At 64.1% G+C, this 12,046-nt stretch carries 13 protein-coding genes; 9 read left to right on the forward strand and 4 right to left on the reverse strand.

From position 1 onward, the window contains the following. The first annotated feature begins 148 nt into the window (after window positions 1–148). From hflK to AC56QX_RS19130, 4 genes are all read left to right on the forward strand, one after another. Window positions 149–1,267: an FtsH protease activity modulator HflK gene (hflK, locus tag AC56QX_RS19115; RefSeq protein WP_497110012.1), complete on the forward strand. Its 1,119-nt coding sequence runs from the start codon at window positions 149–151 to the stop codon at window positions 1,265–1,267. Further along, entirely contained in the window at window positions 1,267–2,238 is a 972-nt protein-coding gene (gene hflC, locus AC56QX_RS19120) for a protease modulator HflC (protein WP_497110013.1), read from the forward strand. Before hflK ends, hflC begins: the two co-directional genes overlap by 1 nt. Before the next feature lie 3 nt (window positions 2,239–2,241). After that, window positions 2,242–2,430 carry a DUF2065 domain-containing protein gene (locus AC56QX_RS19125; protein WP_497110014.1) on the forward strand — a complete coding sequence of 63 codons (189 nt, stop codon included), beginning with the start codon at window positions 2,242–2,244 and terminating at the stop codon, window positions 2,428–2,430. 150 nt (window positions 2,431–2,580) lie between these two features. Then, window positions 2,581–4,095 (forward strand): DegQ family serine endoprotease, encoded by a 1,515-nt coding sequence (locus AC56QX_RS19130; RefSeq protein WP_497110015.1) that lies wholly within the window; start codon window positions 2,581–2,583, stop codon window positions 4,093–4,095. 29 nt (window positions 4,096–4,124) lie between these two features. Here AC56QX_RS19130 and AC56QX_RS19135 read toward each other — a convergent pair whose 3' ends face one another. Continuing rightward, window positions 4,125–4,697 (reverse strand): GNAT family N-acetyltransferase, encoded by a 573-nt coding sequence (locus tag AC56QX_RS19135; protein WP_497110016.1) that lies wholly within the window; start codon window positions 4,695–4,697, stop codon window positions 4,125–4,127. Next, entirely contained in the window at window positions 4,694–5,581 is an 888-nt protein-coding gene (gene serB, locus AC56QX_RS19140) for a phosphoserine phosphatase SerB (RefSeq protein WP_497110018.1), read from the reverse strand. Before serB ends, AC56QX_RS19135 begins: the two co-directional genes overlap by 4 nt. Here serB and miaA point away from each other — a divergent pair. Continuing rightward, window positions 5,571–6,536, forward strand: a complete 966-nt coding sequence (miaA, locus tag AC56QX_RS19145) for a tRNA (adenosine(37)-N6)-dimethylallyltransferase MiaA (RefSeq protein ID WP_497117806.1) — start codon at window positions 5,571–5,573, stop codon at window positions 6,534–6,536. The genes serB and miaA overlap by 11 nt on opposite strands. A gap of 105 nt (window positions 6,537–6,641) precedes the next feature. Next, entirely contained in the window at window positions 6,642–7,433 is a 792-nt protein-coding gene (locus tag AC56QX_RS19150) for a GGDEF domain-containing protein (RefSeq protein WP_258583011.1), read from the forward strand. Between the two features lie 225 nt (window positions 7,434–7,658). On the opposite strand, the gene AC56QX_RS19155 is transcribed toward AC56QX_RS19150, so the two are convergent. Further along, window positions 7,659–9,488 (reverse strand): ATP-binding protein, encoded by a 1,830-nt coding sequence (locus AC56QX_RS19155; protein ID WP_497110019.1) that lies wholly within the window; start codon window positions 9,486–9,488, stop codon window positions 7,659–7,661. Between the two features lie 154 nt (window positions 9,489–9,642). Here AC56QX_RS19155 and AC56QX_RS19160 point away from each other — a divergent pair, with 154 nt between their 5' ends. Genes AC56QX_RS19160 through AC56QX_RS19170 form a run of 3 tightly spaced genes read left to right on the forward strand, consistent with a single transcriptional unit; the run spans window position 9,643 to window position 11,091 of the window. Continuing rightward, window positions 9,643–10,206, forward strand: coding sequence for a helix-turn-helix domain-containing protein (locus AC56QX_RS19160; RefSeq protein WP_497110020.1), 564 nt, complete (start codon window positions 9,643–9,645; stop codon window positions 10,204–10,206). Window positions 10,207–10,210: 4 nt separating this feature from the next. Next, window positions 10,211–10,519: a hypothetical protein gene (locus AC56QX_RS19165; protein WP_095202239.1), complete on the forward strand. Its 309-nt coding sequence runs from the start codon at window positions 10,211–10,213 to the stop codon at window positions 10,517–10,519. Window positions 10,520–10,560: 41 nt separating this feature from the next. After that, complete coding sequence (locus tag AC56QX_RS19170) at window positions 10,561–11,091, forward strand: GNAT family N-acetyltransferase (RefSeq protein ID WP_497110021.1); 531 nt, start codon at window positions 10,561–10,563, stop codon at window positions 11,089–11,091. 10 nt (window positions 11,092–11,101) lie between these two features. Here the strand turns inward: AC56QX_RS19170 and AC56QX_RS19175 are convergent, their stop codons facing one another. Next, window positions 11,102–11,989 carry a LysR substrate-binding domain-containing protein gene (locus AC56QX_RS19175; protein WP_497110022.1) on the reverse strand — a complete coding sequence of 296 codons (888 nt, stop codon included), beginning with the start codon at window positions 11,987–11,989 and terminating at the stop codon, window positions 11,102–11,104. Window positions 11,990–12,046: the final 57 nt, after the last annotated feature.

The raw sequence follows: 12,046 nt of genomic DNA on the forward strand, positions 1-12,046 counted from the left end.
GACGACAAAGGGTCGCGACCGGCCCAAAACGGATGATGTCGGCGGGCCATCGCGTTGAAAGCGTGCTGCCACATCCCTATAGAAGAACAACACTGGATTTTGCGCCGTAACACCGGCGCTTGAGGGAATTCCAAGCGAAAGGACATTCATGCCCTGGAACGACAAGAGCGGCGGTGGCGGCGGCCCATGGGGCGGCGGCGGCGGCAACAATCAGGGGCCCTGGGGGCAGGGACCAAAGGGACCGAGCGGGCCACAGGGCTCGCCTCCCGATCTCGAAGACATCATCCGCCGCGGCCAGGACAGGCTGCGTCGCGCGCTGCCCGGCGGCGGTGGCGCCAGTCCGGCGGTGTTCGGGCTGATCGCCGCGGTGCTGGTCGTTCTGTGGGCGTTCCAGGCGGTCTATACCGTGCAGCCCGACGAGGTCGCGGTCGAACTGCGCTTCGGCAAGCCGAAGCCCGAACTCTCCCAGCCCGGCCTGCATTTCCATTGGTGGCCGCTTGAAACCGTCGAGACGGCCAAGATTTCCGAGCAGCTCGTCGACATTGGCGGCGGCAACACCAGCGGCAACGGCCTGATGCTGTCGGGCGACCAGAACATCGTCAACGTGCAGTTTTCGGTGGCCTATCAGGTCTCCGATCCCCGCGCCTATCTGTTCGATGTCTCCGACCCGGACGGCATGCTGCGGCAGGTCGCCGAAAGCGCCATGCGCGAAGCCGTCGGCCGCCGGCCGGCACAGGACATTTTTCGCGATGACCGCCAGGGTATAGCGGCCTCGGTGCGCGAGATCATCCAGACGACGCTGGACGGTTACAAGGCCGGCCTCAACATCAACGCCGTCTCCATCGAGGATGCGGCACCGCCACGTGAAGTGGCCGATGCATTCGACGAAGTGCAGCGTGCCGAGCAGGACGAGGACAAGTTCGTCGAGCAGGCCAACCAGTACTCCAACCAGAAACTCGGCCAGGCGCGCGGCGAGGCGGCACAGGTCCGCGAAGACGCCGCCGCCTACAAGAACCGTGTGGTGCAGGAAGCCGAAGGTGAGGCCCAGCGCTTCATCTCGGTCTATGACGAATATGTCAAAGCCCCCGATGTCACCCGCAAGCGGCTTTATCTGGAAACCATGGAGAGGGTTCTGAAGGACTCGAGCAAGGTCATCGTCGAGCAAGGCAACGGACAAGGCGTCGTGCCTTATCTGCCGCTGCCGGCATTGCAGCCCAAACCGCCGGCTCCGGTCGCGCCTGCCGCGAACACGGGAGGTACCCAGTGATGGCCAACCGTCTTCCAATCTTCGTCGTCGTCGCGGCGGTCATCCTGTTCCTGATCTATTCCTCGGTCTTCGTGGTCAACGCACGCCAGCAGGCGCTGGTGCTGCGGTTCGGCGAGATCGTCGACGTCAAGAGCGAGCCCGGCATCTACTTCAAGGCGCCGTTCTCGTTCTTCGACGCCGATACGGTGCAACTGATCGAAAACAGGGTGCTGCGCTTCGACCTCGACAACATCCGTGTCCAGGTGTCGGGCGGCAAGTTCTATGAGGTCGATGCCTTCATCGCCTATCGCATCTCGGATCCGCGCGTCTTCCGGGCCGCCGTGTCCGGTCAGATCGAGCTGGCGGAAGCGCGGCTGCGGACCCGTCTCGACGCTGCCTTGCGCCGCGTCTACGGTCTGCGCGACTTCGAGGCCGCGCTCTCGGAAGAGCGTGCGGTGATGATGCGTGAAGTGCGCGATCAGCTTCGGCCCGACGCCACCTCGCTCGGCCTGCAGATCGAGGATGTCCGCATCCGCCGCACCGACCTCACGGCCGAGGTTTCACAGCAGACCTACGATCGCATGAAGGCGGAACGCCCGGCCGAGGCCGCTCGCCTGCGGGCACGCGGCAACGAAGCGGCACAGCGCATCACGGCACGCGCCGATCGTGAAGTGGTCGAGATCGTCGCCGAAGCGCAGAAGGAGTCCGAGATCCTGCGCGGCGAGGGCGAAGCCCAACGCAGTGCCACCTTCGCCGGAGCCTATCAGCGCGATCCGGCCTTCTTCGATTTCTACCGGTCGATGAATGCCTATGGCACGGCGCTGGACAACACCGGGACGACCATGGTGCTGTCGCCGAATTCGGAGTTCTTCCGCTTCTTCCGCGATCCGGACGGCAAGGAAGGCCCGGCGAAGCCGACGCCGACGGCTCCCGCCGCACCGGCGACGGCTCCCGCCGCACCGGCGACACAGCCCAGCACCGGCCAGCAATAGCCGGTGCAGGACTTCTTTGCGGCGATAGGCCTGGTCCTCGTGATAGAGGGCCTGGTCTATGGCGGCTTTCCCAGCTTGGCGAGGAAGCTCGCGGGCGAGGTGCTGTCGATGCCGGAGAATGCATTGCGGATTGCCGGGCTGGCCGCGATTGCCATTGGTGTCGGCATCGTCTGGCTGGTCCGGGGCGGATGAGAACCACCGGTTTGCGTCTTCGGCATAACGGAGGATTTATCCTCTGCCGGTAGTCGTAGCCGCAAACGTGCCGTATTTTTTGCCAACATGGCGCAACACGGTGTTTTCGCCGTTGCGCTTTCTCTTTCAGAAAGACCGGGAGGCTTCTCGATGACATCCACACTCCTTTTGCGCGCGGCACGGCGGACGTTCATCGCCGGCACGGCAGCGCTTCTTGTCGGCACCGTCGCCGTCTCGTCCTTCGTGACGCCGACCTTCGCTGCAGACGGACCTGCTTCGGTGGCCGACCTGGCGCAAGGCGTGCTCGGCGCCGTCGTCAACATCTCGACCTCGCAGACGGTGAAGGGCACGGAAGGGCCGGGCGCGGTGCCGATGCCACAGCTTCCCGAAGGCTCGCCGTTCCAGGACTTCTTCGACGACTTCTTCAAGAACCGCGGCGGCGACAAGGACAACGGCTCGCAGAAGGTGCAGTCGTTGGGCTCCGGCTTCGTCATCGACGCCGAGCAAGGCATCGTCGTCACCAACAACCACGTGATTGCGGACGCCGACGACATCGAGGTCAATTTCTCCGACGGCATCACCTTGAAGGCGACGCTGGTTGGCACCGACACCAAGACCGATGTCGCGGTGCTCAAGGTCGATCCCAAGGGCCACAAGCTCACGGCGGTGAAGTTCGGCGATTCCACCAAGATGCGCGTCGGCGACTGGGTGATGGCGGTCGGCAATCCATTCGGCCTCGGCGGCACGGTCACGGTCGGCATCGTCTCGGCCCGCAACCGCGACATCAATTCCGGCCCCTATGACGATTTCATCCAGACCGATGCCGCGATCAACCGTGGCAATTCGGGCGGACCGCTGTTCAACAGTGCCGGCGAGGTTATCGGCATCAACACCGCGATCATCTCGCCGTCCGGCGGCTCGATCGGCATCGGTTTCTCGATTCCCTCGCAGCTTGCCTCGGGCGTCGTCGACCAATTGCGCCAGTTTGGCGAGACGCGGCGCGGCTGGCTTGGCGTGCGTATCCAGCCGGTGACGGACGACATCGCCGAAAGCCTCGGCATGGCGACCGCCAAGGGGGCGCTGGTCGCCGGCGTCATCAAGGGCGGACCGGTCGACAACGGCACAATCCAGGCCGGCGACGTCATCATCAAGTTCGACGGCAAGGACATCCATGAAATGCGCGACCTGCCGCGCGTCGTCGCCGAAAGCCCCGTCGGCAAGGCTGTCGACGTGCTGATCGTGCGCAAGGGCGTCGAGCAGACGGTGAAGGTGACGCTCGGCCGGCTCGAGGACGGCGAGAAGCTCGCCAATGGCGAGAACGGCAACACCGACCAGGACAAGGGTGACAAGGCTCCGGCCGTTTCGACCGCTTCGGTGCTCGGCATGACCGTCGGCGAACTCAATGACGAGACGCGTAAGAAGTTCAGCATCGCCGCTGATGTCTCCGGCGTCGTGATCACCGATGTGGCCAAGGATTCGGCCGCCGCCGAACGCGGCATCCAGCCCGGCGAAGTGATCACCGAGATCGCGCAGGAATCGGTCGCCACGCCCAAGGACGTCATGGACCGGATCGGCGCACTGAAGGAGCAGGGCCGCAAGAATGCGCTGCTGATGCTGGCGTCGAAGACCGGTGAGTTGCGCTTCGTTACGATCCGGATGGATTGAGATTTCAATCGGCGATTTCAAAGAGGCGGCTAAACAGCCGCCTTTTTTCTTGCCTGCCAATTCTCGCGCGAGAGCCGGTAGAGCACATGCCGCTTGAGCGCGGGATGGCTGTCGGGAATGCGGGGGTGATCGAAATCGGCTGAGGGATCGGCTGTCATGCCGAGGCGTTTCATGACGGCGGTCGAGCGGTGGTTTTCCGCGACCGCGAAGGAAACGATCTCGTCGACGGCCAATGTCTCGAAACCGTAGGCCAGCCATGCCTCAGAGGCCTCGGTTACATAGCCCTTGCCCCAGAATTCTGGGGCCAGCCGCCAGCCGATCTCGATTGTGTCGGCCGGCAACGATGGTACATCATCGGTAGCGAGGAGGCCGACGAAGCCGATGCATTCGCCGGTCGCGGCAATCTCGGCCGCGGCGAAGCCGTAGCCGTCCTCGTCGATCAAGGCGCGGAGTTCGTCCATCTTGGTATCCGCGGCGGCACGGTCGCGACGGAACGGGAAGAATTCCATGACGCGCTCATCGGAATTGATGCGATGGAAGAGTTCGCGGTCGCGGTCTTCCCAGTTGCGCAGGATGAGGCGCTCAGTGCGCATGGGCTTCATTGGACGATTTCCTCACTCCGGTAGCCCTGAAGGTAGAGCAGTGCGGTGAGGTCGGCATGGTCGATGCGAACCTTGGCCTGCGCCGCCACGGTCGGTTTGGCATGCAGCGCAACACCGGTGCCGGCGAGGCGGATCATGGCGAGGTCGTTGGCGCCATCACCGACGGCAATGGCATCGGCGGGCGTCAGTGCAAGGCGCGCGGAAATTTCGAGCAGCGCGTCGGCCTTGGCGGCGCTGCCGAGGATCGGCTCGCCGACTAGGCCGGTGAAGCGCCCGTCCTGTTCGAGCAGGCGATTGGCGCGGTTTTCCTGAAAGCCGAGCAAGGCCGCGATGCGCGTGGTGAAGACCTCGAAGCCGCCCGAGACCAGGGCCGTCCAGGCGCCGTTGGCGCGCATGGTCTGGACCAGCGCGCGACCGCCCGAGGCCAATGTCAGCCGATTGGCGACGATACGGTCGACGACGGCGGCATCGAGCCCCTTCAGCAGCGCGACGCGTTCGCGCAGCGCCGGCTCGAAGGCGATCTCGCCGTTCATCGCCCGCGCGGTAATGGTGGCAACGCGATCCTTGACGCCGATCTCGTCGGCCAGTTCGTCGATGCACTCCTGGTCGATCATGGTCGAATCCATGTCGGCGATGAGGATCTTCTTGCGCCGCGTTTCGGCCTGCTGGACGATCACATCGATAGGCTCCGCGGCAAGTGCGGCGCGCAAGGCAGCGGTGAAATCGGCCGCGTCAGCCCCTTGCGGCAGGGCAAGATCGCAGGCAATGCCTTCGGCCAGCCAGACGACAGCGCTTGCGCCCACCGACCGTGAGGCCATATTCGCAAGCGACGGCGACAGAGCGCGGTCGGCGGGACGGGAAACAAGCGTGGCAATGAGCGGCATGGAGAATTCCGGCACGGATGCGGGCGAAGGCCGCGTGAAGAACGCGATCCTGATAGCCGGGCCGACCGCCAGCGGCAAGTCGGCACTGGCGCTCGACCTGGCCGAACGTGCGGGCGGCGTCATCGTCAACACCGATTCCATGCAAGGCTATTCCGTTCTCGACGTGCTGACCGCCCGGCCGGAAGCAGCCGACCTCGCACGCGTGCCGCATTTTCTCTACGGCCACGTCCATCCCGGTACCGCCTATTCGACGGGTGCCTGGCTGCGCGATGTGATGAAGCTCATCGACGATGGCATGCTGTCGCGGCGGCCGGTCTTCGTCGGTGGCACCGGCCTCTACTTTCGCGCGCTGGCCGAGGGTATTTCGGAAATGCCCGACATTCCGCCGCGCATCCGCGACCGCTGGCGCTACGAGTTGAAGGAGCAAGGCGCGGTCAAGCTGCACAGCCTGCTGCTGCGTGAGGATTCGAGAGCCGCCATCCAGCTCAAGCCAACCGACAGTCAGCGCGTCGTGCGGGCGCTCGAAGTACTCGATGCCTCCGGCCGGTCGATCCTGGAATGGCAGGCAGAGCGCGGCCGGCCGCTCATCGACAGGCAGACGGCGCGTTTCCTGGTCATCGAGCCGGACCGGGCCGCGCTGGTCGACCGCATCGAAAGGCGCTTCGACCAGATGCTCGACAAGGGCGCGCTGGAGGAAGTCAGGCAGCTCACAGCTCTTGGCCTCGATCCAGACCTGCCGGCGATGAAAGCGATCGGCGTTCGCGACCTGCAGGCCGCGATGGCCGGACTAACCAGTTTTCCCGAGGCGATCGAGCGCGCCAAGATCGCGACCCGGCAATACGCCAAGCGGCAGGCGACCTGGTTTCGGCATCAGCTGGGGCCGGAATGGCAGAGATTGCGCCCCGGTGACGATCTCGAAACCACGATCCAAACACTTGTTGCTAATGCAACTTAAAAAGTTGACCTCGGGGGAAGGGTTCCCGTCGAAGTTGTCGGAATTAACGCTCCGTAAGGCGGTCCGTGCCATAAGGTCGATGGGCACTTTTGCATTGGGGAGCAGATGCGTTTCCATAAGGCGGAATCCGCATTTTTCGTTTTTATTTTCGTGATCCTCGCTGCTGGCCTGGTGACGCTGCACGCCTATGGACTGTTGCAATCCTTCGCTACGGAACTGCATACGCAGTCGGGCCTGGACAAGGTCATTTACCTCAACAAGCTGTTGTTCGCGACGGGCGTGTTGCTTGCGACCGCGCTGTTTTTCGGCATCTTCTTCATCTATCCGCTGATCCGCAAACAGGCGACGGAAGAAGGCAAGCTGCGCGCCATGACGGTTTCGCTCAGCGCCCGCTCCGAAACGCTCGAGCACGCCGCGCTGACCGACGGCCTGACCGGCATGCAGAACCGGCGCTATTTCGATGATGCGCTGAAGGAATATCTCGAGGAGTTCCGGCGTATCGAAAAGCCTGTCGGGCTGATGATCCTCGATCTCGACCATTTCAAGCAGGTCAACGACACCCATGGCCATGATGTCGGCGACGAGGTGCTCAAGGCCGTCGCCAGCTGCCTCAAGGACATGACACGCTTCCACGACGTGGTGGCGCGGCTGGGCGGCGAGGAGTTTGCCGTCGTCACGCCCAATATGGAGGCGGAACTGCTGGCCAAGTTCGCCGAACGCATCCGCAAGGCAATCGCCAACATGTCGATCCTTTCGGGCAATGTGCGGCTCAAGATCACCACCAGCGTCGGCCTTGCCGTGTGGGACCGCAAGGAGACGGCCGAGGAATTCTATCGCCGCGCCGACCGCCAACTCTACGAAGCCAAACGGCAAGGCCGCAACCGCGTCTGCGCCTAAAATCCCATCATTGAATTCGTGAGGCCGGCCGTCTGCTGCCGTTTTCTGCGCTTCCGGTGCTCACGGACTCAATGTCCGCTCCGCTCCGGTTCTCGAAAACGGCACCAGCCGACTCAGCCTGACGAATTCCCTGACGGGATTTATCCAGGCCGGCCAGTGAAGACAGGGACAGTCCGCTCGTGCGGAGTTCTCAGAAGTGTCGGCAAGTGGACGTGACGCCCCGGCCTAATCGTTCTGGGGGCGCAGGCCGAAGGTGGCGGGCTTCAGGCCGTAGCGCATGTCGAAATCGTCGTCCGATGGCGCGCGGGTGGCCGGCGGCTTGCGGTAGTCGGGGTCGCCGGCCTGCCGGCTGGAGTCGACCACTTCAGCGAAGGCCATCGCCTGCGGCGTCGGTTTCGGCACGTTACGAAGCCGCTCGACGATCGCCACCAGGTCGACATCTTCGCCTTTCGACGAAATGGCCTCTTCGCGCTTGGACGTGCCGGGAAGCAGGTGGCTGGGCAGTTTTTCAAACTTCAGCCGCATGGTCGTCGCGACACCTTCGCCGAAGGCAATGGCTTCGCGCTGGCCCATGGACGACAGGAAGGCAAGCGTCGAGGCGGACGAGTCGGCAATGGCCGAGCGGATGATCGCCTGGTCCTGCTCGTTGGCGAGCCGCATGGCAAAGAAGGTCGAGCATTGCGACAGGATGGTCGGGTCAAGCTCGCCCGGACGCTGGGTGACGACGCCGAGATAGCAGCCATATTTGCGGCCTTCCTTGGCGATGCGCGACAGCGCATGCCGGGTCGGCGCGAAGCCGAGGCGCGGATCGGCCGGCATGTAGCGATGCGCTTCCTCGCACAGCAGCAGGAGTTGCAGCTTGCCTTCGCTCCACAGAGCGAGATCGAAGGCCAAGCGCGCCAGCACCGAACAGACGGAATTGACCACTTCGGAGGGCATGCCGGCCATCTCGAAGCAGGTCACCGGCCGGCCGTGATGCGGCACGCGGAAAATGTTGCCGATCGTCTCGTGGATGGTGTCCTCGATCAGGCGCGAACTGAACATGAAGCGATAGCGCGGATCGGCGGCAGCCGATTCGATGCGCGTCTTCAGCGATTTGAGCGTCGGGCGCTCGTTCTTGCTTTCGAGCATGCCCATGCGCTCGTCGATCTGCTTGAGCAGGTCGGCGATGCGGTAAGGCACCGGCGTATCGGCGGTCAGCGCATCGTTGCCGCGCCTGAGATAGGCGCCCGAATTCGGGTTGCGGTAGAGGTTCTTGGCAAGCGGAATGAGATCGCGCAGAGCGTCGATCTCTTCAGCATCGGTCTCACGACCGCGAAACAGCACCTCGGCGAATTCCTCGAGCTTGAACATCCAGAACGGCAGGTCGAGCGTTTTGGAATCGACCTTGACGCAATATTCCGGCAACGAGCTCGCAAATTCATTGTGCGGGTCGAGGATCAGGATGCGCAAATCGGGGCGTGCCTCGATCGACTTGCGCAGCAGCAGCGAAACGGCCGTGGATTTGCCGACGCCGGTGGTGCCGACAATGGCGAAATGGCGCGCCAGCGTGTCGTCGATGGCGATGTTGGCGGCAATCGACTCGTCCTGCGCCAGCGAGCCGATGGTGATGGAATGGCGGCCGGCGAGATCATAGACCGCCTGCAGGTCGCGGGTGCGAATGCGGTGCGCAACGGCACCGATATGCGGATAGGTGGTGATGCCGCGGTCGAAGATCGGCTTGGCGCCCGGCTCAGCGCCGTCGCGCACTTCGCCGATCAGTTCGATGCTGACCTCGATGGGGTTCTGGCCCTCATTGCTCCAGGCGCGGTTCGATTTGCCGATCGCGTAAACGAGACCCACGGTTCGCGTCGTGCCCAGATTGATCGAGATCATCTTGCCGACCGTCCACAGGCCGGTGACCGCGCCATCGACGTCGTCGGCATAGGCGGCAATGGTGGCGCGGGCGCCGTCGCATTGCACGACATTGCCAAGGATGCGCCGATCGTTCTGCTCTGCGTTGCGGCGCTCCTGCGATGTCGGTTCTCCAACGGAAGCTTCGCGTTCGACATACATGGACCGGCCAATCCCCATTTCCCTTGAGATCGGACCCTACCGGAATGGGGTTAAGGGCGGATGAGGTCGGATGGTGTAAAGAGGATTAAGCGCCTGGCGAAAATTGTCGCTAAATGGCTCTTCTCCAACGCACGTGGTTCGCTATAATGGACGAATGGATGATATAGCGAACGATATTTCCTCGACCATCGGCAGGCGGATCCACGCCGAAAGGGCCATTCGGGACTGGTCTCTGGCCGATCTCGCCGAGCGGTCCCGCGTTTCCAAGGCGATGCTGAGCACGATCGAGCGCGGCATGGCCAGCCCGACGGCCGCCCTTCTGGTGCGCATCGCTGCGGCCTTCGGCATGACGCTGTCGACCCTCATCGCGCGAGCGGAATTGCAAGGCGGCGGGTTGCTGCGCGCGGCCGACCAGCCGGTGTGGCGCGATCCCGATACAGGCTATGTCAGGCGGCATTTGTCACCGGCCAGCGACATGCCGCTCGAACTGATCAAGGTGCATCTCCCGGCGGGCGCGAGGGTCAGTTTCCCGGCGGCTTCCTATGCCTTCATCAAGCAGCAGATCTGGCTGATTTCCGGACGGCTCGACTTCACCGAGGGCAATGTGGTGCACCGGCTCGAACCCGGCGACTCCCTGGCGCTCGGCGCGCCGTCGGACTGCACCTTTCATGCCCGGGAGGCGGGCGCCGACTATCTCGTCGCGCTGGTCAGGGGCTGAGATCATGGCGAGACGGCCAAAACGCTCCCACAATGGGGGACCGCCTCTTGACGAGTACAAGGGACCGCCCTGGGGCAAGGGCGACCCTTACATCTTCCTGGCCTGGCAGGCCGCGCACGCCAAGGCGTGGAAGGCGCCGAGCCGCGAAGTCATGCTGATGCGCATGGACAAGGCCGAGCGGTTGGGCCTGACCTATGAGGAATACACGCTCGAGATCCTGGAGCGCGGACGGCATCTCAGGGAAGAGGACACCGAACGCATCAGCGCCATCAAGGCAGCGCGCAAGCGGCGGCGCGTGCGCCATCTCGACTGACGCCGGCGTCGAGCCCATTCATCGTTTCCAGAGGACTGGCTATGAATTCCATCGACATCCGAGCCCTGAGCGCCAGTGCGGAAACGCTGGCGATGCTGGCGGATCTGCTGGTCGAAACGGTTGCCGCCGGCGGTTCGGTCAGCTTCATGCATCCGCTGGCGCCGGAGGCGGCAAGCGCATTCTGGGAGAGGTCGTTGGAAGCGGCGGCCAGAGGGGAACGCGTGGTGCTTGGCGCGTGGGAGGGCAAGGTCTTGATCGGTACCGTCACGCTGTTGCTAGACTTCCCACCCAACCAGCCGCACCGGGCCGAGATCGCCAAGCTGATGACATCGGTCGAATACCGGGGCAGGGGTGTCGGAAAACGCCTGATGCAGGCTGCGGAGAGTCTCGCCGTCGAGAACGGGCGCACGCTGCTGGTCCTGGACACAGCGACGGAAGAGGGCGCTTCGGGCCTCTACGAAAAACACGGTTTCACCCTGGCCGGCGAAATACCGGACTTTGCGCTCAAGCCGCATGGCGGGCTGACCGGCACGCTGATCTACTGGAAGCGCATCGGCGCCACATCGCGATAGCCCGCGCCGGTCAGGCCGGGACCTCTCCCGAGAGGTGCCTCAGCAGCCACTGGCGGAAATCCTGCTCGGCACCGGTCAGGCGTGCGGTCGACGCCCTGGTCAGGAAGTGGCCCGAGGTGCTTGAGAGCTCGAAATCGGAAAGCGACACCAGGCTCCCGCTGTTGAGCGCTGCGTCGACGAGCGGGCGCGAACCCAGGAGCACGCCGGCACCGGCGCGCGCCGCTTCCATCGCCGCGACGAAACTGTCGAAGCGGTGCGACCGCTGGGGGTGGCCGGCCAATCCGGCGGCCGCGAACCATTCTGCCCACATTTCGCGCGCGCCAGCGACCAGAAGCAGCGGCAGGGCTGTCCAATCGGCGGCACCGGCGAGCGCCGGGCTCGCCACCGGCACAAGCCGCTCGGCGGTCAGCCTGTCGGCTTCGCGTCCTGGAAACGAGCCGTTGCCGAAGCGGATGTCGAGCGCCGAGCCCGGCAGGTCGTAGTCGGTCGGTCGATGGATCGTCACCAGATCGAGCTGGATGCGCGGCAGCGCCTCGGCGAGATCGGGCAGCGCCGGGACCAGCACCAGCAGGGCGAAGGAGATCGGCACCCGGATCGAGACGGTCTGGACGGCGCGCGGCTCGAACAGTTCCGTTGTGCTGCTGCCGATGGTGGCGAAGGCCGACTGGATGTGGGGCAGATAGGCAGCACCCTCCGGCGACAGCGCGACGCCACGCGCCAATCGCGAGAACAGACGTGTTCTCAGCCGCTCCTCGAGCAGCCGGATATGCTGGCTGACGGCGGCCTGTGTCAGGCCGAGTTCGGCTGCTGCCGCAGTGAAATTCGACAGTCGTGCGGCTGCCTCGAAACTGCGCAGCCAGTCGAGGGGAGGCAAGGCCAGGGTGGTTCTTTGAGCCATTAGTTATTTGATGCCATTGGCCAAAAAATGATAATTTGAGTTATGCCTTTCGCACGG

The sequence above is a fragment of the Mesorhizobium sp. RCAM 06353 genome (assembly GCF_059683585.1).